General features: G+C 70.3%; 19 protein-coding genes and 1 pseudogene. 11 read left to right on the top strand and 9 right to left on the bottom strand.

The window, feature by feature from the left end:
- Positions 1-291: 291 nt before the first annotated feature.
- The gene (locus M8J73_RS26600) at positions 292-1,812 is read right to left on the bottom strand and encodes an NCS1 family nucleobase:cation symporter-1 (RefSeq protein WP_249829150.1); all 1,521 of its coding nucleotides are present in this window, start codon (positions 1,810-1,812) and stop codon (positions 292-294) included.
- 775 nt (positions 1,813-2,587) lie between these two features.
- On the opposite strand from M8J73_RS26600, the gene M8J73_RS26595 reads away from it, so the two are divergent.
- The gene (locus tag M8J73_RS26595) at positions 2,588-3,739 is read left to right on the top strand and encodes a PQQ-dependent sugar dehydrogenase (RefSeq protein WP_206188012.1); all 1,152 of its coding nucleotides are present in this window, start codon (positions 2,588-2,590) and stop codon (positions 3,737-3,739) included.
- A gap of 512 nt (positions 3,740-4,251) precedes the next feature.
- On the opposite strand, the gene M8J73_RS26590 is transcribed toward M8J73_RS26595, so the two are convergent.
- From M8J73_RS26590 to M8J73_RS26575, 4 genes are all read right to left on the bottom strand, one after another.
- Complete coding sequence (locus tag M8J73_RS26590; RefSeq protein WP_249829149.1) at positions 4,252-6,174, bottom strand: RICIN domain-containing protein; 1,923 nt, start codon at positions 6,172-6,174, stop codon at positions 4,252-4,254.
- 513 nt (positions 6,175-6,687) lie between these two features.
- Positions 6,688-7,020: a PRC-barrel domain-containing protein gene (locus tag M8J73_RS26585; protein ID WP_079054859.1), complete on the bottom strand. Its 333-nt coding sequence runs from the start codon at positions 7,018-7,020 to the stop codon at positions 6,688-6,690.
- Positions 7,021-7,102: 82 nt separating this feature from the next.
- Positions 7,103-7,375: a hypothetical protein gene (locus M8J73_RS26580; RefSeq protein WP_055538968.1), complete on the bottom strand. Its 273-nt coding sequence runs from the start codon at positions 7,373-7,375 to the stop codon at positions 7,103-7,105.
- 261 nt (positions 7,376-7,636) lie between these two features.
- Positions 7,637-7,906 carry a hypothetical protein gene (locus M8J73_RS26575; RefSeq protein ID WP_055538957.1) on the bottom strand — a complete coding sequence of 90 codons (270 nt, stop codon included), beginning with the start codon at positions 7,904-7,906 and terminating at the stop codon, positions 7,637-7,639.
- Between the two features lie 178 nt (positions 7,907-8,084).
- On the opposite strand from M8J73_RS26575, the gene M8J73_RS26570 reads away from it, so the two are divergent.
- The 3 genes from M8J73_RS26570 (at position 8,085) to M8J73_RS26560 (ending at position 9,654) form a co-directional block, all read left to right on the top strand.
- Entirely contained in the window at positions 8,085-8,678 is a 594-nt protein-coding gene (locus tag M8J73_RS26570) for a DUF5994 family protein (RefSeq protein WP_240501299.1), read from the top strand.
- A gap of 275 nt (positions 8,679-8,953) precedes the next feature.
- Complete coding sequence (locus M8J73_RS26565; protein WP_055538958.1) at positions 8,954-9,514, top strand: DUF5994 family protein; 561 nt, start codon at positions 8,954-8,956, stop codon at positions 9,512-9,514.
- Positions 9,511-9,654 (top strand): hypothetical protein, encoded by a 144-nt coding sequence (locus M8J73_RS26560; RefSeq protein ID WP_157873142.1) that lies wholly within the window; start codon positions 9,511-9,513, stop codon positions 9,652-9,654. The genes M8J73_RS26565 and M8J73_RS26560 overlap by 4 nt, the downstream gene beginning before the upstream one ends.
- A 116-nt stretch (positions 9,655-9,770) precedes the next feature.
- On the opposite strand, the gene M8J73_RS26555 is transcribed toward M8J73_RS26560, so the two are convergent.
- Positions 9,771-10,115 (bottom strand): hypothetical protein, encoded by a 345-nt coding sequence (locus M8J73_RS26555; protein ID WP_055538959.1) that lies wholly within the window; start codon positions 10,113-10,115, stop codon positions 9,771-9,773.
- Between the two features lie 366 nt (positions 10,116-10,481).
- On the opposite strand from M8J73_RS26555, the gene M8J73_RS26550 reads away from it, so the two are divergent.
- The 5 genes and pseudogenes from M8J73_RS26550 to M8J73_RS26530 form a co-directional block, all read left to right on the top strand.
- A complete protein-coding gene (locus M8J73_RS26550) occupies positions 10,482-11,489 on the top strand; it encodes an acyl-CoA desaturase (protein WP_055538960.1) in 1,008 nt (335 codons plus the stop codon).
- A 44-nt stretch (positions 11,490-11,533) separates the two neighbouring features.
- On the top strand, positions 11,534-11,938 hold the full coding sequence (locus M8J73_RS26545) for a DUF5994 family protein (RefSeq protein WP_055538961.1): 405 nt from the start codon (positions 11,534-11,536) through the stop codon (positions 11,936-11,938).
- Positions 11,939-12,058: 120 nt separating this feature from the next.
- The gene (locus M8J73_RS45780; protein ID WP_435026407.1) at positions 12,059-12,208 is read left to right on the top strand and encodes a DUF5994 family protein; all 150 of its coding nucleotides are present in this window, start codon (positions 12,059-12,061) and stop codon (positions 12,206-12,208) included.
- Positions 12,209-13,255: 1,047 nt separating this feature from the next.
- On the top strand, positions 13,256-13,627 hold the full coding sequence (locus tag M8J73_RS26535) for a hypothetical protein (protein ID WP_079054857.1): 372 nt from the start codon (positions 13,256-13,258) through the stop codon (positions 13,625-13,627).
- Between the two features lie 38 nt (positions 13,628-13,665).
- Positions 13,666-13,880: pseudogene (locus M8J73_RS26530) on the top strand (ATP-binding protein); the annotation flags it as partial.
- Between the two features lie 439 nt (positions 13,881-14,319).
- Here M8J73_RS26530 and M8J73_RS26520 read toward each other — a convergent pair.
- Together M8J73_RS26520 and M8J73_RS26515 are read right to left on the bottom strand one after the other, a co-directional pair.
- Complete coding sequence (locus M8J73_RS26520; RefSeq protein ID WP_055538962.1) at positions 14,320-14,985, bottom strand: response regulator; 666 nt, start codon at positions 14,983-14,985, stop codon at positions 14,320-14,322.
- A gap of 1 nt (position 14,986) precedes the next feature.
- Complete coding sequence (locus M8J73_RS26515; RefSeq protein WP_055538963.1) at positions 14,987-16,147, bottom strand: sensor histidine kinase; 1,161 nt, start codon at positions 16,145-16,147, stop codon at positions 14,987-14,989.
- A gap of 296 nt (positions 16,148-16,443) precedes the next feature.
- Here M8J73_RS26515 and M8J73_RS26510 point away from each other — a divergent pair, with 296 nt between their 5' ends.
- Positions 16,444-17,061 carry a hypothetical protein gene (locus M8J73_RS26510; RefSeq protein ID WP_055538964.1) on the top strand — a complete coding sequence of 206 codons (618 nt, stop codon included), beginning with the start codon at positions 16,444-16,446 and terminating at the stop codon, positions 17,059-17,061.
- Positions 17,062-17,494: 433 nt separating this feature from the next.
- Here M8J73_RS26510 and M8J73_RS26505 read toward each other — a convergent pair whose 3' ends face one another.
- Entirely contained in the window at positions 17,495-21,283 is a 3,789-nt protein-coding gene (locus M8J73_RS26505) for an nSTAND1 domain-containing NTPase (protein WP_055538965.1), read from the bottom strand.
- 278 nt (positions 21,284-21,561) lie between these two features.
- Here M8J73_RS26505 and M8J73_RS26500 point away from each other — a divergent pair, with 278 nt between their 5' ends.
- Positions 21,562-22,536, top strand: coding sequence for a ribosome-inactivating family protein (locus tag M8J73_RS26500; protein WP_055538966.1), 975 nt, complete (start codon positions 21,562-21,564; stop codon positions 22,534-22,536).
- The last annotated feature ends 357 nt before the right edge of the window (positions 22,537-22,893 follow it).

The raw sequence follows: 22,893 nt of genomic DNA, 5'->3' as shown, positions 1-22,893 counted from the left end.
GCGCGATGTGAGCTTCAGTCGCCCGCGAACCACAGGTAACTGCATGGAGTGGCTGCACACTCATTCAGCATTCTCGCGAGTTCGTGCCGGGGCGGGGAGCGGTCCTACGAGCATGGCGACGCTCTGGCCGAGCCCTCGGCTCACGTCAGCCCCCTCGGTCGATGGCCTCCTTGAAGGTGGACGTCCATGTCGGCATGCCGACAGCGCCGCCCGCTGCACGACGAGAAAGGCGCCTGACCGGCATCAGTCCAGGTCGGGCGCCCTACTCGGGTTGCTGGAAGAAGGTGACTCCTATACCTCTGTCGTCTCCGGCGCTTCCGTTGCCGCCGTCCTCGCGGTGTGGGGGCTCTTGCCCCTGCTGAACGCGAAGTAGAGAACCCCGGCCACGACGACTCCGATGAACCAGGAGTACGGACCCAGCGCCGCCCCGTATCCGGACGGTCCGTAGACGGGGAGGATGCTGGAGAAGACGGCGCCCACCACACCGGCGGCGAACGCCCGTACGTTCCAGCCCCCCTGGAAGCGGAACTCCCCGTCCTCCTCGTACAGAGCGGGCACGTTCAGCTGTGTCTTCCGGATGAGGTAGTAGTCGACGACGATCACACCGAAGATGGGGCCCATCGTCGAGCCGATGGCGTTGACGAAGCTGGGGGCGTTGTCCCAGGGGTGGAGCGGGTAGAGCAGGAGCGCGATGACGGCGGCGATGAGGCCGCCCCTGCGGAAGGTCACGTGCTTCGGGGCCACATTGGCGAAGTCGAAGGCGGGACTGACGAAGTTGGCGACGACGTTGATGCCGAGGGTCGCCACGGCGAAGGTCAAGGCGGCGAGCAGGACGAGGAACGCGCTGTCGAACTTGGCGGAGATCTCGGCCGGTTCGAGGATGACCTCGCCGTATACCTTGCTGGCGGCGGCCGTGGTGATCGCGGCGACGAGGGAGAAGAGGATCAGGTTGACGGGCAGGCCCCAGATGTTGCCCTTCTTGAGGGCCTTCGTGTCCGGGGTGAAGCGGGCGAAGTCACCGAAGTTGAGGAACAGGGCGGCGAAGTAGGTGACCCAGGTGGCGGCTATCGCCGCGATCGCGGCGAATGAGCCGGGGCTGACGTCGAGCCCGGTGGCGCTCTTGGCGAGCGCGGCAAGGTCGCCGCTCGGCATGTCGACGGAGAAGGACAGCGTCCCGGCCTTCACGGACAGCGCGATCGCGAGGATCAGCATCATCACCCAGACCGCCGGGCCGGCGAAGTCCTGGAAACGGCGGACCGTTTCCATCCCCTTGCTGATGATGAGCAGCTGGGCGGCCCACACACCGAGGTAGCACAGCACTTCAAGGCCGCTGTGGTCGAAGAGCCGACTGGTCTCGTGCAGATGCTTGGGTCCGTCGTAGCGGACGAGGAAGGCCACGATGGCGCCGGCGGCGGCGCTGGTCTGGGCGCCGTACCAGAAGGTGGCGACCACGGCCCGTACGAGAGCCGGGACATTGGCGCCGAAGGTGCCGAACGAGGCGCGGGCGAGGACCGGATAGGGGACACCGGTCTTGACGCCCGCCTTGCCGATGAGGGTCATCAGCCAGTAGATGATCAGCGAGCCCACACCGATGCCGATGAGGAACTTGAAGGTGTTGCCCGCGACGAGGAACAGGCTGGCGGCCAGGAAGTAGCCGTACAGACTGTGCACGTCCGAGGTCCAGACGTTGAAGATGCTGAAGGCGCCCCACTTGCGTTCGGTGGCGGGGGCGAGGTCCGCGTTGTAGAGACGGGGGGAGTACCCGGGCGGGGCGGCGGTTCTGTCCGCGTCCGCGCTGTCCGTGGCCGTCATGTCCTGCTCCTTCGTGCTGTGCCCCGTCCCCTACTGGCGCTGCGCCGGACGGTTGATGCGGCAGCTAACGGCCCGGTTGTTGCACCCGCGTGTCCGGCGCGTACCAGACCCGTCAACGGAAAATCTCTTCCATTTCCAGGATCGAGTCGCCGGTTGATCCCGATGCGGCGGGTGCGGTGGGACACCGCGTACGGGCACATCCTTCTGCCGGACGCGACGCCCCGGAATGACGGGCTGCCCGTCCTCGACCAGGCGGCACAGGTGGCGCAGGCGGCATAGGAGGCACAGGCGGCTCGCCGGTTCGGGCCGAGCCACCGGCTGCGCGGCATCGAGGGCATCCGAAAGGGTCGGCAAGGATGAGCCAGGGAGTGCCGGTGTTCCCCGTTCTGGTGCTCAGCGGCGGCAAACGAGTGTGTCGACTGTCGCGCCTCCCTCGGAACTGCCTGCCCAGCCTTGGCGCCGTAGCCGTAGCCGTAGCCGTAGCCGTAGCCGTAGCCGTAGCCGTAGCCGTAGCCGTAGCCGTTGAGTGTCTGTGCGCCGGGGAACGGGGGGCTCAGGCCGCGACGGGAAGCGGAGCGGAGGACGTAAATGGGTGGCGGAGTGTGGTCTATTTCAACAACTCCTGTCCCGGTAGCCTCAGCTGTGGCCAGTAGCGCACCATCCCCCCACCCCCCAGGTGTGCGTGCCGGCGTGGACGACACCCGCCTGTTTCTGCCCCTGGCAGCACCTGGCAGCCGGGTGCTCTCCCCCGTTCGCCGCCTCTAGGAGGATCACGGTGAAAGTTCGCACCAGAAGCTCGGCGATCATCGGCGCCCTCTGCCTCGTCGCTTCCCTCGCTTTGACCACGGCGTCTGCCGACGAGCTCAGTGCCCCACGTCAGGCAGCGAAGGTCGTGCTCAAGCAAGTGGCAACGGCCCGGAATCCATCCGCCGGCAACGCCGGCCCCGGTGGCACGGTCTGGATAGCCGAACGCGCGGGCAAGGTAAGGGTCTTGGACGATGAAGGGCTCGGCGACCCCGTCATCGACATATCCGGCGAGACCACCACCAACGGCGAACGCGGCCTGCTGGGCATCACGTTCGACAAGGAGTTCGCGCACTTCTACATCTCGTTCACGAACCTCCAAGGCACCAGCACAGTGGACGAGTTCGCGGTGCGGGACGGCAAGATCCAGCCGAACACCCGGCGCACCGTCCTCACCCAGACACAGCCCTACGCGAACCACAACGGCGGCGACATCGCGTTCGGCCCCGACGGCTATCTCTACATCGCGCTCGGCGACGGCGGCTCGGCCGGCGACCCGCACGGCAACGGGCAGAACCTCGGCACGCTGCTGGGCAAGCTGCTGCGGATCGACCCGAGCGGCGGCAAGCCCTACGCGATCCCGCCGGGCAACCCGTTCGTGGACGACCCGAACGCGAAGGACGAGATCTGGGCGTACGGGTTGCGCAATCCGTGGCGGTTCTCCTTCGACGCGGGCACGGGCGATCTGCTGATCGGGGACGTCGGCCAGAGTGCCTGGGAGGAGATCGACTGGGCCCCGGCGACCAGCAAGGGTGGCGAGAACTACGGCTGGTCCCAGATGGAGGGCAACCATCCCTTCCGGGGCGGCACGGAGCCCGCGAACCACGTACCGCCGATCTACGAGTACGACCGCAGCGGGCCTGGCTGCTCGGTGACCGGCGGATACGTCTACCGAGGCGAGGCGATCCCGGACCTCAAGGGTCAGTACGTGTTCAGCGACTACTGCGACGGCACCGTCCGTGCTCTGCGGATGGAGAACGGCGAGGTGACCGGCGTGAGCAACCTCGGAGTCGACGGCGGCCGGGTCGTCTCGTTCGTGCAGGGAGGCAATGGCGAGCTGTACGTACTCGACCTGCGTGGCAGCGTCTCCCGCATCGACCCGGCGGAACGACAGGTCGGATGAAGAGGCCGCCGAGTAGCCAGAATCGCCCAGGTCGGCTGGGTCACCTCCGGGATCGCCGAGACCGGCGCGTCGAGCAGCACTCCCGTCACGAGGAGACCTGAAGATCAGTCAGTAGACCCCACTCAAGCAGAGCAGAGCAGGCCGCCCGCAGTACCGCGGGCGGCCTGCCCTGCTTGGCTACGGACGGCCGGAGTGCAGCCCCCAGCCCCCTGGGGAACCGTGCCCCGCCCGCGAACTTACCCACGTGCAGCGTCAGTTGCTGACGAAGGTGGACAGCGCCGACCCGGGCGTCCTGAACAGACGGGCCGCTGAGGTGACGCGGTCCACGCCTTCGCGAGGGCTCTCAGTCAGGGGGGCCGCAGGCTGTGGTGGCTGCGGCCCCGCTGGGGCGCCTGTGTCAGGGCGGGGTGCCGTGCTGGAGGCCGCGGCCGTTGGTGCCGACGTGGACGCGGCCGACGAAGACGACGAAATGCGCCCCCATCGAAGAGAGGGGGCGCATTCGTCAGCTTCGCCTACTTGAGTGCTGTACGCCCCGAGTTGTGATACGCGATCGTCTTGCGGATCAGGTTTCCGCCGTCGGTCTCGGGCGTCGTCTGCTCAGTCCACCCCGCACCGAACAGCAGGCCGGCGATGTGGGCGTTCGCCACCTGGTCCATGTGGCCGAAGAGCCAGTCCACCTTGTCGTCCTTGAAGTGGCCGGGAGTGTTGTTCCCCGCCATGTTGCCCACGGGGATCTGCCACAGGACCACCGGCTTGCCCACGGACTCGGCCATCGTCTTCCAGAACTTCAGAGAGGCGGCGGCCTTCTTGTCGGTCCAGAAGGTGTCACGGCTGCCGTGGGCCGGCTGTGCGTACCAGCCCGCGTCGCGGTCCGACACGTCGGTGACCAGGAAGTCGGCCTTCCGTGCCCCGAGGTCCGCGTAGTCCTTGACGCACTTCTGGATGTTGCTCTCCCAGTCGAAGCAGGAAAGGTGCAGCCCCACGGCGGCGTTCGGCGCGTACTTGTGCGCCATGTGAATCAGGCACTGGGCGAGTCCGGAGGCGCTGTTCTCCTGCGATCCGCAATCCTTCGGATTCGCGGCCGAGACCTTGGCGGGAACGTCGTGCAGATTGCCGAGCGACCGGGCGAAGCCCCAGAAGTCGGGCTCCAGGTCGATCATGTCGTGGGACTTGCCGATCTTCTGGAGGAAGAACCGGTAGTCGTTCAGGTACTTGGTGAGCAGGTCAAGCCTGTCGATGGCCTTGACCTCGCCCGGGCCGTCACCCTCGCCTGCCATGTCCCCGAGGTCGCGCAACGAGTACCAGGTCCACAGGTACTTCTGCGGTCGCGACTTGCCCTGGTAGGTCGCCTTGGCCGCCACGCTGTCCTGCCAGGTCACCTGGTTTCCGGGCGCCGTGCTGCTGCCGCCCCAGCAGCCCCACCAGCCCGACCACTCATCCTTGCAACGCGACGCCGTATAGGCGGCCGACGAAGGCGCGGGCTGGCTGTGTATGTAGGCGTAGCGCACGTCGAACGGCGCGGCGTTCGCTGAGGCGTCAGTCATCGAGCCGCCGATGAACACCTTGTCGCTGCCCATGAAACGTGTCGTCGAGCTGCCCTTGGTGGCGGTCGGAGAAGCCGGCGGCGACGCCGGAGCGCTGCCGCTCGGAGCCGGGCTCGCCGGAGCGGTGCCGCCGGGCGTGGGCGTGCTGCCGGAGTTCCCCGGGTTCTCGGTGCCACTGACGCTACCGGCCGCGACGAGCTTCCACTGCTGGTTGGCGCGGCCCCGGTCGCGCTTCTGGACGATGTCGCCCCCGTTGGCCTTGGTGGCGTTCTCGACACCCACCACCATGCCACTGAAGCGATTGACCAGACGCACGTAGCCGTCCGACGACTTGGCCAGTTTGAACTGCTGGTTGGTGCCGTTCAGGTCCTTCCACTGCACGATGGCGGAGCCGGCGGCCTTCGACCAGCCGAAGTCGTCCAGCACCTTGCCGGAGTCGCGGTTCTGCAGCCGGTAGTACCCGTCACCCGATGCGATGAACCGCCACTGCTGGTTGGCCCCGCCTTTACGGCTCCACTGCTCCACCTTCGCGCCGTCCTTCGTGGCGGAGGCGTGGTTGTCCAGCACTTTGCCGCTGTTGCGGTTGACCAGCACGTACCACTTCTTCAGATTCAGGGTTTTCTGCTCCGCCGAAGCCTGGTTGACCACAACGGCCGAGCCGGCCACGACCACCGTGGCGAGACCCGCCCAGAGCCCCCGGCGCGCGAGCAACCGACGGCCACGATGCTTCGGGCGATCACCGCGCGCGCGGCCGTCGGCACGGTGGCCGCCGACGCGGGACGCCACCGGTGACGTGGGTTGGCCTGGGACATGTCTGTGCTCTCGTTCCAGGGACATGCCTGTGCTCTCGCTTTCAGCCGTTGCATCTGACCGGACCGCTTGGCCGGACAACGCTTAGTGGTCCGAGAGGCCGAAAAGGTTGCCGCGAAGATCGGCAGATTTTTTCGCCTTGCCCGCCCCGCCCCCGCCCCCCGTTCGCTGCGGAGCACGGCAGGCCCAACACGGGCGGTGGCGAACGCCTGATGGCTGGTCGGGGAAGGTGGGAACAGCAGCACGATCCGACCCGGCAAGGCCGCGATCCGACCCGGCAAGGCGCTCCGAGCGCCTCGCCGACCTTGCGGCAGCCACCGGTAGTACCACTGCAGCCACCGGTAGTACCCACTGTCCGTTAGTACCCACTGTCCGTGCGGCACCGGTGGTCTGCGTTACCTCGACGCCGGCCCCTAAGACGCCCACGGCATTCCCGCGCCGCCCTTCCACACCCCTGGGGATGACCCACTCTGGCAGTGACGCGACCGCTGATCACCCCACACAGCGAAAGGCCCGGGTCTCTGACCTGGGCCTTGATCATGGAGCGGGTGACGAGGATCGAACTCGCGCTCTCAGCTTCGGAAGCCATGAGGCTCAGGGGGAGGCAGGGGGTCTGACCTGCTCGTTCGCGGTCCGGGGGCGGATGGCGACAGCCCGGATCGTAACGCTGTCGACCGTGGTTCTCCGCTCTCTCCGTACCCGCCCCTTGGTGTAGGAGACCCGGACGTAGCCCGGTCCGAGGACCGCGCCGTCGAGCGGGACGAAGACCAGCCGGTGGCGGGTGGGCAGTCCGGTCCGGACGGTGGCCATGGCAGGTTCGTCGGTGGCGGTGTCGACATAGACCGCCTCGAGCATGCCGATCCTGCGCTGCTTCTCGTCGACCACGTCCTGGTTGCGCCACTCGCGGATGTCGGCTGGACGGATCACGGCCTGCTCCCTGTCCGCACGCTCCGCCGGGTGGTGTACGCGCATACCCCCGGCCTCCGTGTCCCAAGGCGCCCTCGCGGGGTCAGCCGCGCTTCTCCTCGTCGGCCTCCATGAGCCGTATCCCCTGATGCGTCAGCACGACCGTCGCGGGCACCTCTCCGTGGGCCCAGCGGACCGTGACCAGTCCCTCACCCACCAGATAGGTGCAGGCCGCGGCCAGATCGTGCTCCGGGATCTCCAACTCGTCACGCAGCCTGGCCCCGGAGACGTCTGGAAGGCCACTTCCTTCCAGGTCTTCGTAGAGGGTCTTCATGATCGCTTCGCGGTGGGTTTTCCGCTGCTGCAGTGTTGCCATGGTCGCCGCCACTCGTTTGGGCTCCCGAACCGGCTCTCCGTGTTCACTCTACTCCGGGCCGTACGCCGGTACCGGCCCGCGGCCAGCGGTTTTGCAGGGCAGCGCGACGGGCGGATCCGGCAACGCATGTGCGGCTGAGCGCGGCTGTTGACGACGGTTCCGGACGGATGATCGGCCAGGGTGGCGGGTGCGCTCGGCAGGTCGCTGAACGGGGGCCACCAGGCGCCGTCCGACTCGGCGGGACCCGCAGAGGGGCTCCCCCTACTGCCCCCGGTGGCTGTGTCCCGTGGACCCGCTGTGCCCCGTGGACCGGCTGGTCTCCAGCCATGATCGGGCGGGTTCCGCCGCGTGGGCGGTGTCCACGGTGAGGTCGAGGCGGGTTCCTCCGTCGGGGCCCGCGGGGTAGCTGCGCTGCTCGGTGGAGTCGAAGCAACGACGGAGGACCTCCGCGACCCGACGGGCGACTTCGGGCGAGGGGGCGACGACACGGACCTCGGCGTGACTGGTCGAGGGGGTTTCCATGGACCGCATGGCGACCTCGCAGTTCGACGTGCCCGTACGCGACGGGCCGGGTTCACCACCTTACTCCGGCAGTCGCCGCAGCTCCCGTGGGCGATCGGCGACCTCCCGGCCCGCTGTCGGGGCACGGAGTACCGTGAGAACGAGGAAGCCACCCGGTCTCCTCGGTCCAGGTAGGCAGGCGAGTGCCATGGTCGACTCCGGCTCCGACTCCCCCCGGATGACGAGACTCCTGCCGGACGCCGTGCACCGGGCCGTGCGGCCCGGGACGGCCCTCGTGCGGCTGGAGACGACACATGACCGGCAGGGCGTGCTCGACGGGGTGTGGTGGCCTCGTTCCCGCGACATCGCCGCCGAACTCCCCAGCCTGATCGGCGCACTGACCGAGCACCTCGGTCCCATCACACGCGTCGGTCTCGACACCGGGGCGTGGGACGAACTGCCGACGCGGATGACCGTCGACGACCGCGTCGTCCGCATCGACTCCTTCCCGGTCGGCGACGACACGGTTCTCATCACCCGGGGCGAGCAGGATCTCTTCTCCCTCCTCGTGGTCCCGCCGCACGCGACGCCCGACGCCGCGCGCGCTGCCATGGCCGAGGCCGTCCGCCCCGGCAGCGGGAGGCGGGCCGAGCAGATCCTCATCGACACGGGTACCGGACGAGCGGACCCGAGCACCGCACAAGCCCACGGGGGCGCGGTGAAGGGCCCCGGTGAACAGTCCCCGGATGAACGACCCGGCGATGAAGAGCCGGGCGGGCCCCACCAGTCGCCCGCAGGGTGATCTTCACCGGGTTCGTGGCCCCAGCGACAGTCATTCGGGGGTTCGTGGCCCCAGGGACAGTCATTCGGGGGTTCGGGAATTCGGGAAGTGGCCTCCAGGACCGGGTCTCCCGTACGGGGCCGGGCCTCCGTCCGAGCGGTGGTCCGTGCGGCCTGTGCGAGGAGTACGCTCGGAGGCACCGAGGATATTTCGCACACCGGCTTTCAGGCTCGTGTCGTTTTCGGCGATCGAATACACCGGGCCGGTCGTGGCCGGCCCGGGGCAGGGTTCGCGTCATGACCGTGACCATGTCCCACCCGCCGAAAGCCGAAGCCGCTGACCGTTTCTCCTCGGCCTCGCTCCGTCTGTCGTTGGCTCCCGTCGGTCCCGCACCGGCCTTGCTGGACGGGGCGTGGTGGCCCCGTTCCCGCGATCTCGGGGCGGAACTGCTCTCTCTGACGGCCGTACTGGACCCTGTGTGGGGGCGGATCACCCGGGTGACGGTGAACCCTGTCCACTGGCCGGTCGTACCACGCAAGGTGCGCGTGGCGGGGCACGTGGTGAAAGTGGGCTGGTTCCGGTCCGAGCAGGACCCGCACGAACTGCTGTTGCTCTCCTACCACGTGGGCCGCTGGAACCTCCTGGTGATCCCCCCGCAGACGCCCTCCGCATCGGCCGCCCGGCTGATGGCCGCCGCGAGTGACCCCCTGGGCACGTCGACCGCGAGCCGGTTGATGGAGGTGGAGGCACGCCTGCGGGCGGTGGCGGAGACCGACCGGGCCGGGGAGGCGGTCTGGGAGTCCGAAGGGGGACATGAGCTCGGCGATCGGGCCGTACAGCCGCGGACCCGACCATGACCGTCGTGACAGGCGCCATGACCGTGGTGACAGGCGCCATGGCGGTCGTCACGCGCGCCGTGACGGGTCGTCACGGCCGCCATGACCGTGATGACGCCGCCATGACCGCGGCGATGCCGCACCAGCCGATGGGAAGGTGAGAACCGTGGATTGTGGATTCACCGTCCCGCGGTGTCGCGGACCAGGGCACCGAATCGCACGCCCAAGAAGGGGACGGTTCGCGCGGGGAGCCCCCGCCGCCGCCCCCGTGGGTCGCCTATGCGCGCAGCAGCCGTCCGGTGATCTCCCGGTACTCCCGCAGCGCGAACCGCAGTTCGGTGGACTGCGTCTCGTGGTCCAGGTCCGCCCAGCCCGCACGCAGGGCACGCCGCCGCTCCGCGAGGGCGTTCATCAACTGGGCGGTGGCTTCGTCGAACGCCGCCTCCGCCTCCTCCAGCGCCTCGCGCGGGCTGTCCGGGAAGGTGTTGACGGCATGTCCGAGGCGGCGCGTGATCTCTTCCCGTCCGTCCGGCGAGAGCAGCGGCTCCGGGCCCGTGGCAGGGCGTCCGGCGAGGCCCGAGGGCCGGTCCGCGGGTTGCTGGGCGCGTGTCTGGTCGTACATCGTCGTGTGTACCGCTTCCATGGGGGGTGAGGTCACCGCCCGAAGGCGCCGTTCGCCTCCTGGACGGCCTGCCGCGGGCTTCCGGAGACCCGGTCGCCCCTGCCCTTCCCGGCCCTGTGCCGTGCTGCCAGTCAACGTCCGGGGATGGTGGGTGTCAACGCGTCGCCGGCCCGAACGTGCTCGCCGGAGGGAGCTGACCAGCGGTGTCCGGGCGTCGTCCCGCCCGAGGAGTACGGTGGGGAGCACGAGGGTGGGTCGTGCCGATCCGACAGGGCGTCTCCAACACGCCACTCATCCCAGGGGCAGCCCGTGATCCCGGCGGTACCTCCGCCAGAGCGGCCTCACCGAGGGCAGGAGCCCCGTCCCATGTCACCGACTCCCACTCATGTCCCATCTGTCCCGGCACCCCCGCCGGACACCGTCACGCCGCAGCGGACCTACGACGGCACCTCCCCCTTCCCGCCGGATGGCCCGATGCCCGCGCGCGACGGCGGGGAGCGCCTGTACGTGGCCGTGACCGCGGTGATCGTCATCCTGCCGTTCGTGGCCCTCGGCCTGGCCTGCTGGCTGCTGTGGGGCCGCCTGATCCACCCCGCCGACGTCGTGCTCGCCGCCGTCCTCTACACGGTCACGGGCCTCGGCGTCACGGTCGGCTTCCACCGCGGACTCACCCACGGCGGCTACCGGGCCGTCCGTCCCGTGCGCATCGCGCTCGCCGTGGCCGGTTCGCTGAGCTTCCAGGGCGACGTCATCGGCTGGGTCGCCACCCACCGCCGCCACCACGCCTTCACCGACCGTCCCGGCGACCCGCACTCGCCGTACCGCTACGGCACACACCTGCGCGGCCAGTTGCGCGGACTGCTGCACGCCCATATCGGCTGGCTGTTCCGCAACGACCGCACCCCCGCCGAGCGTTACGCCCCCGACCTCCTCGCCGACCGCGACATCCGTGCCGTCGCCCGCGCCTTCCCGCTCCTGTGCGTCCTCACCCTGGCCCTGCCCTTCGCGGCGGGCTGGGCGATCGGTGGCACCTGGACGTACGGCGTGACAGCCCTGCTGTGGGCGGGACTTGCCCGTATCGCGCTGCTCCACCACGTCACCTGGAGCGTCAACTCCCTCTGCCACGTGATCGGTGAGCGTCCCTTCCGCACCCGGCGCCACGACCGGGCCACCAACCTGTGGCCGCTCGCCCTGCTCTCCTTCGGCGAGAGCTGGCACAACCTCCACCACGCCGACCCCACCAGCGCCCGGCACGGCGTCGACCGCGGTCAGATCGACCCGTCGGCCGCCGTCATCCGCCTCCTCGAACGCCTTGGCTGGGTGTACGACGTGCGCTGGCCCACGCCGGAGCGTGTCGCGGCCCGTCGCGCCTGACGTCACCACCCATCCGCGCACGGCAGTCGACAGGAGCCCCGCCCATGACCACCGCACTGCAACCCCCGCTTCCCCCTCAACCCGTCCTGCGCCTGCGCCTGGCACCCCACGGAGGCGTCCCCCGGGCCGTCGACGGAGCGTGGTGGCCGCGTTCCTACGACCTCCTGGTCGAACTCCCGCTTCTGCTCGCCGGGTTGCCACGGGAGTGGGGTCACGTCACCAGTGTCACCGTCAACGGGGCGGCCTGGCCCGTGACGGCCGGGCGGATGTTCGTGTCCAACCAGGTCGTACGACTGTGCAGGACCCTGGCCGCGTCCGCCCCGCCCACCGTCGTCCTGCTCGCCCCCGGCCGGGGGCGCTGGGACCTGCTGGTCGTGCCCCCGGACACGACCGAGGAGGCAGCGGAACCGCTCATGGCGGCCGCGGCGGGCACCCCTGCGGGAGGCTGACCATGAGTACCGGCCACGACTCCCCGCGGGTGACCCGGCTCCGGCCGGACACCGTCCACCGGGCCGTGAAGCCCGGTACGGCCGTCGTACGGCTGGAGACGACAACCGCCCTCCCGTGACATCCCGGCCGAGCTTCCCGCCCTGATCACCGCGCTGACCGAGCTGCTGGGCCCGGTCACACGGCTCGGCCTGGACGCGAGCGCCTGGGAGGAACCACCGACGCGGTCGGCTGCGACCGCGTCATCCGGCCCGACTCCTCCCGGTCGGTGACGACACCGTCCTCGTCACCCGGGACGGGGCGGACCACTTCTCCCTCCTCGGGGTCCCGCCGCACGCGACGCCCGAGGCGGCACGCGCCGCGATGGCCGAATCGGTACGCGCGGACAGGGTCACCCGGGCCGCACAGACTCGAAGCCGCTCGACCTGATCCGCGTGGCGGATTCCGCCAGACGCAGGCGACGGGCGCGGGCGTACGACCGGTCCGAGACGCGGCGAAGGCGTCGTCGACCGATCGCCCCGAAAGGAACGGCCCCGCTGAAGCGGTTCTTCCAGCAGAACACGCAGGACCTCCCTCGCCCAGCAGCACCGGAGGCGGCGGGACCCGGTTCGGCAACACCCTCGCCGACGGGGACCTGGTGTGGGTCTTCAGCTCCGACTACGTCGTCGCGGACCTCTTCCGCGTGGTCGACGGAAAGATCAACGAGCACTGGGTCGTCGTAGCTGACGGGCAGTAGCCCCCATAGATCACGCGGAGGGCGCTCCCCCACGCTCTTGCTGCTCGACGCCGAGCTCGGTGCTGACCACGCAGCCCAATTCCTTGCCTCGAACGGGCTCCGGCAGCAGTGGATCGACGGGCCACCCAGCAAGGACCGCGATACCCCCAACAGCTACCGAGAGTAATCGATCAGCTCTGCGCTTTCGCTGACGAAGCTGCCCAACACTGTTCGACACATAGGCTTGGTGCGACCGCTACTGACAGTTGAGGGCATCGGCCACTTCTTCTTGCCCTGTGTCTTGTCGGGGGTCTCGATGAGCTGGGTTCTTGCTGGTCAGGAGCGGTGGGCTCGTGCGCCTGGTGGGCGTCGTTGGTCGTTCCTGGCCACTGCCGAGCAGCCTCGGACGGCCCAGGGAGGCCCAGCTTTGCCGCAGTAGGCGCTCATGGAAGTCTGGCGTGGTCGTAGATCCGGGCCGGTCCGGGGGCCCAAGGGGATCTGCCCCGCCACGCAGCGAGCCGGATGACGGAAGGCCCTCACCCGAGACCCGCGTCATCCGTCCACAACCTCCCAGGACAGAGCGACCAGCGGGCAGGATGGCCTCATGACAAAACTGTCCGCACGGTCAGTCCGACGTGCCTCATCTGGTTCAGTGCTGTCCTTGTGGTCGCAGGACTCTGTGCTGTCGATCGGCTCAGTGGGATCGGTGCTGTCTGTGGGATCCGTCGGTTCGGCCTTGTCAGTGGGCTCGATCGGTAGCGCCCTGTCGGTCGGCTCGATCGGTTCCTCCCTGTCGCTGATCTCGGCCGGGTCGTGGCTGAGTACAGGATCGTTGCTTTCCGCGCAGTCGCGGTGGTCGGTGCTGTCCTGGCGTTCCTCTCGCGGTTTCCTGGCCGCGGGAGCGGTAGGGGCGGCGACCGGAGGCGCCCTGCTGTTGGCCCAGATACTGCACAAGGCGGATACCGGCACCGGATGACTCTGATCCAGGTGGAGACAGGTTGAGAATGGCTGCCAGTCCGGGTGGAGTGGTGCCGTGAGGGGGCAACGCTCCGGGTTGGAGTGCACAACCCCGGATGTCCGGTGAACGTCAGGCTGCGGCACCCCGATGCCGCCGACGCGCACGGCGCGGGCTGCTCCTCGTCGACTCCATCGCCGAGTCCTGGCACTCCGGGCCCAGTCGGCGCGGTGGGACTTTCGTGTCCTTCGTGATGGCCGATGCCTGGCCCGCGGGCAGCAGGCCACGCCCTTATGGTGCGGTCGTGATCGCGCCCCGCCCACCGGCCCGGACAACAAGCAACCCCCGGGTCGATGACCTGGGGGTTCGTGTTGGAGCGGGTGACGAGAATCGAACTCGCGCTCACAGCTTGGGAAGCGACGGGGGGCGGATGCCCTCTCCTCGGCGAGGTCGCAGAGCGCGTGCACGAACGGGCCCTGTGCTCGGCCGGGCTCGGTGGGATTCCAGTCGGGAACGGCGTCGCGGGCGCACAGAACGTGGGTGAAGCCTGCTTCGCGCCGCAAGGCCGATGGTCGCGGCTTCCTCGGAACGGCCGGCACTCGCTCTCGGTTTGTTCGCGGACCTCCTGTACCTGCCAGGCGCGGTCATAGGCACGGTCGTCAACCGGCACCCGGCCGACGAGCAGGCACATGTCCTCGACGCCTTGCGCGCGATCACAACAGGCCGAGGTCCCGGGCACGGAGCGCCGCCTGGGTGCGGTCGCGCAGGGCGAGGCGGCCCAGGATGCGGGAGACGTGGTTCTTGACCGTGCCCTCGCTGAGGTACAGCCGCGCGGCGATCTCCCGGTTGGTGTGCCCCTGTGCCACGAGCCGCAGGATGTCCGTCTCGCGCGGGCTGAGGGAGACGCCGGGAGCCTTGGCGGCGGGGCCCGAATGCGGCAGGAAGGCGGTCAGATGGCGGGCGACGGACGAGTCGAGCTGGGTGACGCCCGCATGCGCCAGACGGACCGCGTGTGCGAGTTCCTCGGCCGGCAGATCCTTGAGGAGATAGCCGTGCGCTCCGGCCCGCAGTGCCTGCACGACGTACTCCTCGTCGTCGAACGTCGTCAGCATCACCACCCGGCACTCCGGCGCCCGGTCACGCAGGACGGCGACCGCCTCGACACCGTCCATCTCCGGCATCCGGACGTCCATGAGCACGACATCCGGCCCGAGTTGCAGAGTCTTCGCCACGGCGTCCCGGCCGTCCACGGCGGTGCCGACCACGTCGATGCCCGGCCGGATGGACAGCAGGGAGGCGATGCCGTCCCGGATGAGCCGCTGGTCGTCCACCACCAGCACCCGCACGGGCGCAGCCTGCTCCGGCTCCTCATCGTTCATGTCACTGCCTCCCCGTCCACCCGGACTTCGCCGTCGCCCCGCGCGGGACCGTGACCGTCACCCGGGTGCCGGCGCCCGGGCTGCTGTCGATGTCGACGCTCCCCGCCACCAGATGTACCCGCTCCTTCATGCCGAGCAGCCCGAATCCGGCGGTGTCCGTGTCCGGTGCGAAGCCGCGGCCGTCGTCCGTCACCTCCAGCCGCGCGGCGTCCCCGGTCAACTGGACCACAACGGTCACCTGTGCGGCTCGCGCATGGCGGCGCGCGTTGGTGACGGCCTCCTGCGCGGCCCGGTACAGCGCGGTCAGCTCGACCGTGCCCCAGCCGTCCTCGTCGCCGCTCACCTCGACAGCGACCCGCGGTCGTGCCGCGCCGTCCTGCGCCAGCGCGGTGAGCGCCGCCGACAGCGTGGGGCGCGTCGGCTCGTCCCGCAGGGCGCGCACCGACTGCCGTACATCGCCGAGCGCGAGCCGCACCGATCGCCGTGCCTCGTCCAGCGCACGCCGGGCCGCGTCGGGGTCCAGGCTTCTGAAGTCCGAGGCCATCTCCAACTGCACGGACATCGCGGTGAGATGGTGACCGAGGCTGTCGTGGATGTCCCGCGCCAGCCGGTTGCGCTCGGCTGCGGCGGACAGTTCGGCGACCCGCGCGGCATACGCCTGAAGTTCGAGCCGTGCGCGCTGCTCGCCGACAGCCACCGCCGCCATCGAGATCGCCAGCACCAGCCCGACGCAGAGCATCAACAGGTCGGACACGTGCTCCTGGTCGCGGTACCAGCCGGGCGCGGTCAGCAGGTAGGTGCTGAGCAGCCCGGCCAGACACAGCGTGCCCAGTGCCAGCGCGGCTGCGCGGCCGAAAGCGAAGTAGGCGGTGAACGGCAGCAGCACGAACAGGACTTGGGACAGCCCCGAGGCGTCCAGCAGCACCACCGCCGCGATCAGGGTGCAGCGGGCCAGCAGCAGCGGCACCGGAGCAGCGGGCCAACGGCGTCCGGCCGCCTCCAGGGCGAACAGCGCACCGATCGCGGTGACGAAGCCGGCCGCCCGCCAGGCCGTCGGCCCCGAACGGTCATCCAGGTCGGCCACCGCGGAGTACAGACCACCCACCAGTACGACGCCGTACAGCAGCGGCGGCACCCATCGCACGGGCGCATACACCACCATGCGCACCCCCTCACCCCGTTGCCGCCAGGCTAGGCCGAGCACGACCGGCTTGGGGCACCGCCGGGCACATCACGGGCGGATCAGACCCAACGGCATGTGCCGAACGCCATGGCGCCGTCCGGAAGACGGTGACTTCCGGACGCCGATGCCCGACGTCCTTCACCTCCCGACGCCGACCGGCCGCTTCCTACCGTTGCCACCCGGACCGGCTGTACGAGCAGGTGCTCACGGTTCGAGCCTGCGGTCAACGGTCTGGACAACCACCCACCCACCGTCCGAGCAACCGGAGCAGCCTCATGGCCTCATCCGTCAACTCCTCCATCTCATCGGCACTTCGCGTCGGCGCCCTGTGCGGGGCGCTGTCCGGCCTGCTGATCGCCCTGCCCGGCCTGGTCGAGGCGTTCACCGGGGAGACCTCGGCCACCAGCGTCCCGCTCGCCCTCGCCCCCGCGTTCGCCCTGCCGCTGCTCACCGCGCTGCACCTGCGCCAAGGCCCTGTCGCCGGGAGCCTCGGGAAGATCGCCGCGCCCGTGAACCTCATCGGCCTCGGCCTGTTCGGCGGTGCCGCGTTCGCGTCGAACCTGGTGATCTTCTACCTGGACGAGGATGTCGTCGACGAGACCCTGACCGGCCCCACCATCCCCGCGCTCATCGGTTCCGCCGCCGTCTTCGCCGTGGGCTGCGCCCTGTTCGGGGCGGTCATGATCCGCGCCCGGGTCTTCCCGAGGGTGCCGTCGTGGGGGTACACCGTGGTTCTGCCGCTGTTCGCGTTCCTGACCGCGCTGCCCGACTCCCTGCTCACCAGCGGGCTGCACGTCCTGGTCGGCGGCATCCTGATGTGGCTCTCGGCCGCACTGTGGCGCGTGGCCCCAGGCGTCGAGCACACCACGGACGCGAACCGGATACGAGTCTGAGACGACCTGCGCTGTCGGCGCACGGCCACTCGCCATCAGCTCGAACCTGCACCCGTCCGGCTTCGACGAGATCACGCCCAAGACCAAGGCGGCGCGCACGACGGCGTGCGCGGTGCGGGTCACAGCCGTCACGGACTTTCCCGCGGCAGCGAGAGCGGCGCTAGCCATCGCTTATATCTGTGCCGGTGCGTGAGGGGAGCCGACAGGCAACGATGGTTGGACCGTAGTCCCCTTGACCTCGTGGTACTGGCATGAGTCGGCCTTGCTGTTGCTGCAGTCCCAGATCACGTCGGGCTTGTCGCCGCCCGGCGGCCGGTCTTCCGGATCTTCATAGGTGGTTCTGCCGTCGGGCTCCCCGACCCGTTGGCGGTTCGGCCACCCTCTTCGTCAGGTCGATCAATCGCCCCCACCGGGCGAACCAATGCCGGACGGGTCAGTCCCCGCACACCTTGCGGTACGGCACGTCGCGGACGTACCTCTGCCACTGCGCCCGCGACAGCCCGTTGTCTCCCGTCCGGGCGCACACCGTCCCGACCGCCTTCGACGGGTCGATCGTGTAGCGCTGGAGAGGCACGTGCGCGCTTCCCGCGTACACCGTGCCGCTGTCCGCGGAGAACGCCACCGTGTCGATCCCCTCACCCGGTGTCGTCAGCGGGCCGCCGAGCGGTTGCTGGGTGGCGATGTTCCACAGCTGCAGGCTCCCGGCCTCGCCGCCCACCGCCAGCGTGCGGCCGTCGGGGCTGACCGCGAGGGCGCTGACGGCCTCGGAGGTGTCGCCCGTCATCGTGTTGGCCAAGGCTTCCGGGAGCGCGGGGAAGACGTTCGGCAGAGCCCCCACCCGCTGCCGGACCGTTCCGTCCCACAGCATCACCCGGCCCCCCTGGTCCCCCGCCGCGAGCTGCGAACCGTCCGGAGCGAAGGCGAGGGCGCCGATCTCGCCGCCCTGGACCAGGTCGCGTCTGGCGGCCCTGCCGCCCGGCAGGCCCGCCGTGCGGTTGTCGCCGACCAGGAGCCCGCCGTCGGGACGGACGGCCAGGTGGCTGCTGGACAGGGCCGGGAGGACCGCCGTCCGGCGGTGGCGGGCGATGTCCCAGGTCTCGTTGCTCAGCTCGCCGATCGCCGGTGTACGGGTGAGGTGGAGGGTGTGGGCGTCCGGGCACAGGGCGATCGCGATGACCGCCCCGGCCGACGTGTCGGTCGCCAGGTCCAGCGTCGTGCGGGCCCGGCCCTGGGCGACGTCCCAGATCGTCAGGCGCTGCGGGGACGCCTCGTAGCCGGGCGCCGAGACGGCGTACGCGAGCGTCTTGCCGTCGGGGGCGAAGGCCAGAAGAGGGAGGGTGTACTCCGGGCGGACCGGCCGGGAGGGGTCGCGGGACACCGGAAGCGGCGTGGGCGGCAGTGCCTTGAGCAGTCGTCCGACGGGGGTCTCCCCGCTCGAGCGAAGTCGAGAGTGGGGGACGGTGTCGCGCAGCTCGAAGCGGTAGGTGTCGCCGGTGCGTCGCGCGGTGGCGAAGGTACGGCCGTCCGGGCCGATCAGCACCTTGTCCAGCGGCTGGTCCTGCCAGGCGGACGTCACGGCCGTCGCGACGTCCAGGGAGTGGACGGTGCCACCCTCCAGATAGCGCAGCACCGGGCGGGCGGGGTCCCACTCCAGACCGCCGTACAGGGGCTGGTTGTTGAGGGAGTGGCGGAACACGGGGGCGTCGACGCCCAGCCGCCACACCCTGATCTCCTCCCCGTCGGCGGTCGCCAGGAAGTTCTCGTCCTTGCTGAAGGCGGCGTACTTCACTCCGGCGTCGGCGAGGTCGGCCAGCTGCCGCCCCGACCGGGCGTCCCAGACCCGCACCCCGCTCGCGGTCACCGCGGCGAGCCTCCGCCCGTCGCCGAGCACCAGCTGCGCGTTGTCGTCGTCGCAGATGTCGCCCACACGATCCCAGCGCCCGGGCACCGTGCGCCCGTCCGTCAGATCCCGTACCCGCACCGGGCCGACCGCGGCGGGGCAGAACGCGAACAGCCGGCCGTCCGCGCTCGGTGCCGGCATCGCCGCACTGTCCGCCTCCGTCTCGAACAGCAGCTTCCCGTCCGCCGCCGAACGTACCTGCACCCTGTCGTTGTCAGCATTTTTCAGGACGTAAGCGCGCTCGGCGAAGTTCCCGGAGGCCGTCCCCGGCAGCGGATCACCGAACCAGCGTCCGGCGGCCAGGTCCCACAGCCGTACCCCGTGGTCCCGGTCGAGCGCCAGCAGCCGCCCGTCCGGACTGGCCCCGACCGCACCGTCGCCCTCCGGCAGCCGCCCCGAGGCGATCGGCTGGTGCCCTACGACGTCCCAGGTCTTCCAGGTGTGTCCCGCGACGCTGAGCAGCGTACGGCCGGAGTCCGTCAGGTAGCGGGAGTAGCCGTCCCCGGGCTCCGGGTCGGTGAACGTGTCCAGTTCCTGCTGGCCGAGCGAGCCCAGCAGCGCCCGCCGGGTCTCCGGCAGCTCGGACACGCGCCAGGCGGCGACGCCCAGCAGCTGTGCGGTGTGCGGGTCGGTCGTGCGCAGGCCGTCCGCGACGGCGGCGATACGGCGGGCCTCGTCGTCGATGCGGCGGCGCTCGTTGTCCCGGCTCTGGGTCCAGGCGGCCATACCGGCGACCAGCGCCACCGCGAGGACCGCCGACAGCACGCCCACCGCGGCCCGCGCCCGGCGCGTCGAGCGGGCGGCGGCCCGGCGCTCCGCCTCGCGGGCGGCCAGCGCGGCGGTGAGGAACTCGCGTTCCGGCACGGTCAGGGAGTAGTCGTGCTCGTGGTCGGGGAACAGCTCCGCCGCACGGTCCAGGCGGGTGCCCCGGTACAGGGCACCGGGGTCGCGCTCGTGCTCCAGCCAGATGCGGGCGGCATCGGTCAGCGCGCGGCGGGGGCGCAGCCGCTCGCGGTCCTCCTCGATCCAGCCACGCAGCCGGGGCCAGCTGGTGATCAGCGCCTCGTGGGCGAGCTGGACGGCGTCCTCGTCGACGGTCAGCAGCCGGGCGCGGGCCAGCCGCTCCACCACCGCGGGCACATGGGGGCAGGCCACCTCCGCGCGCTCGGCCCGGGTCAGCGGGCGCCGGGTGTCCGGGGTGCCCTGGCCGGGCTCGACCATCCGCAGCAGCAGCCACCGGGCGGCATCCGCCTGCTCCGCGGTCAGCTGCCCGTACGCCTCCTCCGCGCTCGCCGCGATAGCGCCGCGCACCCCGCCCGCCGCCTCGTACGCGGCGAGGGTGAGCACCCGGCCCTTGCGTCGCCGCCAGGTCTCCAGCAGGGCGTGCGAGAGCATCGGCAGCCCGCCGGGCTCGTCGAGGACCTCCTCCACGATCCGCGCCGTCAGCTCCCGCTCCACCAGGTGCCCGACCTCCTGCGCCGGCTTGACGACCGCCTCGCGCAGTTCCTCCGCGGTCATCGGGCCGACCAGCAGTCCGGCGCCGCACAGCGTGTCCGCCAGGTCGCGATGCTCGCCACAGCGGGGGTAGAAGTCGGCCCGTACGGCGATGAGCACCCGCAGCCGGCTGCCGGGGTCCCGGGCGGCGAGCAGCAGGTCGATGAACCGGGCCCGCTCCGCCCGGTCCCGGCACAGGGTGAAGACCTCCTCGAACTGGTCCACCACGACCCAGCTCTCGGGCTCGTCCGCGGCCGGGGTCAGCAGATGGCCGTATCTGGTGGCAGGCCGGTCGCCGGGGGTGAGCACCCGCAGCACCGCCGGACGCCCCTGGTCAGCGATCTCCTGCTGGAGCCGGGGTATCAGTCCGGCCCGCAGCAGCGAGGACTTCCCGCTGCCGGAGGCGCCGAACACCGCGGCGAACCGGTGCCCGCACACCAACTCGAGCAGATCCTCAGTCAGGCGGTCCCGCCCGAAGAACAGCCCCTGGTCGGCCGGCTCGAACCGGGCGAGGCCCCGGTAGGGCGGCGCCGCGTCCTCGTCGTCCTCGCGGACCTCCCCCGCCACCTCCGCCTCGGCGTCCTTCCACCGCGGCTCCCACTCGTCCGGGTCGCCGCCGCAGGCCCGTACATAGCCCTGGACGACGGCGAGGGACGGCAGCCGTTCACCGGCGGCGGCCTGCGACAGCGTTGTCGCGGAGAAGCCCGCCGTCTCGGCCATCTTCCGGTACGAGGGGTTCCCCGCGGTACTGCGCAGCTCCCGCAGCGCGTGTGCGAGCCGCGGCACGGGACCGGCCGTCGGGTCCAGCGGTCTTTCCGGGCGCCCCATGCGCACACCTCCGTCTGGCCGGCGACAGGGACATCGAGCCCGACGAACGTACAAGCCGCCCGGTGACGCCCGGGTTGCCCACAGGTGACGTAGCGGCGATGCGGCATGTGACGTCCATCAATCCCCCTCCGCCGACGAGATTGATTGACCTGACAAAAGGGACGTGCCAATCAACGTTCCGGTTGCGAGCGTCGGTGGGGCAAGGCCGCGAACGCCGCCGATGGTTCGGGGGCGGGCCGCGGGCAGATCCTTTCCTTCGACCCGAACGGAAGATGCATATGAGTACCGACCTCGTCGCCGGTCCGTCCCCACTCAGCAGACACAAGAGGCTGACTTCGTCCGTCATCGCCGCCGTCCTCGGCGCGCTGTTCCTCACCCTGCTCGGTCCGCTCGGAAACGCGTCGAAGGCATACGCCGCCGACGGCAACCCCACCTACCAGATCGGCATCGGCGGATCACAGACCGCCGGACAAGATGCGTACGAGCGCTTCCTCGACGCGATAGCCGACCGAGCCGCAAGCGGCAGCAGCGAAGTGCCGAGAACCACTTCCGAAGTCGCCCACACCGATCCCGCCTCGTCCGACTTCTTCCAGGTGGACGTCCAGGCGTGGGCCAGTGACACGTTCGTGCGGCTGAACATCCGCCGCTCGGACATGTACATCATGGGCTGGTGGACGGGCAGCAACGTCTACAACTACGTCGGCTCGCGGGGGACTGACAACAGGGGGCGGCAGCTGCCGCCGTCGGGCAACGAGTCCGGGCGGTGGACGAGCCAAGGGTGGCTGGCGGCCAACGGCACGTGGCAGCTCCCCGGAGCCGGGGAGGGCTACGACAGCCTCCAGAGGGCCGCGAACACCGCCCGTACGGACATCACGTTCAGCAGGGAGAACGTCAACACGGCGGTCTGGGACCTCTACAACGCCAGGGACCCCAGGACGATGGCGCGCGCGTTCCTCGTCATGACGCAGTTCGTCGCGGAAGCGGCCCGGTTCCGGCCGATCGGCCGTGACATCGGCATGGTCATGGACGGCGGCGAGTTGCGCCTCCCCCGGGACTTCGTCGAGCAGGAGAACTCGTGGGACGTCCTGAGCCGCCGGTTCAACGACCTGCTCCGCAACCACCAGCCGGGCTACGTCGACCCGAGTCCCCTGTGGGGCTACCGCGCAGGCCAGTTCGGCGAGTCGGTAGCCTTCCGCATCCTCACGGCGATCATGTACGCCGACTACGTCCTGCACACGTCGAAGGGCCGCTGACCCCCACAGGAGTCTGATCCACCGCCCGACCGCTGCCCCGGCGCCCATCCCGCCGGGGCAGCGGTGTACCTCCGGGCACCGGCACCGCCCCCGGTAGATCCAGGGGGTAGTGCCGGTTGCTCATGCCCTTGGCCACCAGCGCGGCCTCTTCCTGTTCCCGGCGGGTCAGCGGGCTCGGGGCGGGGACCGCCGCGGTCGGTTCGGGGGCGGGGCGCAGGGCGTGGGTGGCTCTTGGCCGGGTTCAGGACTCGGGCGCTCACCACCGAGGAATTGATTGCCCTGATCGGACGGGCTGCCGATCAACTCTCCGGCTGCCAGTCTTGAATCCGTGCCGCTCATCCCCCCGAGGGGCACACA

Origin of the sequence: Streptomyces neyagawaensis, from assembly GCF_023516595.1 — a bacterium.
In the GTDB taxonomy this organism is placed as follows: Bacteria; Actinomycetota; Actinomycetes; order Streptomycetales; family Streptomycetaceae; genus Streptomyces; species Streptomyces neyagawaensis.
Note: the sequence above shows the minus strand (reverse complement) of the source record. Positions and strands in the feature narration are given on the sequence as shown.

Bases quoted from the DNA above. Each gene is read 5' to 3' on its own strand.
- M8J73_RS26600 (WP_249829150.1), bottom strand. From the start codon at position 1,812: ATGACGGCCACGGACAGCGCGGACGCGGACAGAACCGCCGCCCCGCCC.
- M8J73_RS26580 (WP_055538968.1), bottom strand. From the start codon at position 7,375: ATGGCAACACTGCAGCAGCGGAAAACCCACCGCGAAGCGATCATGAAG.
- M8J73_RS26575 (WP_055538957.1), bottom strand. From the start codon at position 7,906: ATGCGGTCCATGGAAACCCCCTCGACCAGTCACGCCGAGGTCCGTGTC.
- M8J73_RS26570 (WP_240501299.1), top strand. From the start codon at position 8,085: ATGGTCGACTCCGGCTCCGACTCCCCCCGGATGACGAGACTCCTGCCG.
- M8J73_RS26565 (WP_055538958.1), top strand. From the start codon at position 8,954: ATGACCGTGACCATGTCCCACCCGCCGAAAGCCGAAGCCGCTGACCGT.
- M8J73_RS26560 (WP_157873142.1), top strand. From the start codon at position 9,511: ATGACCGTCGTGACAGGCGCCATGACCGTGGTGACAGGCGCCATGGCG.
- M8J73_RS26555 (WP_055538959.1), bottom strand. From the start codon at position 10,115: ATGTACGACCAGACACGCGCCCAGCAACCCGCGGACCGGCCCTCGGGC.
- M8J73_RS26550 (WP_055538960.1), top strand. From the start codon at position 10,482: ATGTCACCGACTCCCACTCATGTCCCATCTGTCCCGGCACCCCCGCCG.
- M8J73_RS26545 (WP_055538961.1), top strand. From the start codon at position 11,534: ATGACCACCGCACTGCAACCCCCGCTTCCCCCTCAACCCGTCCTGCGC.
- M8J73_RS26535 (WP_079054857.1), top strand. From the start codon at position 13,256: ATGACAAAACTGTCCGCACGGTCAGTCCGACGTGCCTCATCTGGTTCA.
- M8J73_RS26520 (WP_055538962.1), bottom strand. From the start codon at position 14,985: ATGAACGATGAGGAGCCGGAGCAGGCTGCGCCCGTGCGGGTGCTGGTG.
- M8J73_RS26515 (WP_055538963.1), bottom strand. From the start codon at position 16,147: ATGGTGGTGTATGCGCCCGTGCGATGGGTGCCGCCGCTGCTGTACGGC.
- M8J73_RS26510 (WP_055538964.1), top strand. From the start codon at position 16,444: ATGGCCTCATCCGTCAACTCCTCCATCTCATCGGCACTTCGCGTCGGC.
- M8J73_RS26505 (WP_055538965.1), bottom strand. From the start codon at position 21,283: ATGGGGCGCCCGGAAAGACCGCTGGACCCGACGGCCGGTCCCGTGCCG.
- M8J73_RS26500 (WP_055538966.1), top strand. From the start codon at position 21,562: ATGAGTACCGACCTCGTCGCCGGTCCGTCCCCACTCAGCAGACACAAG.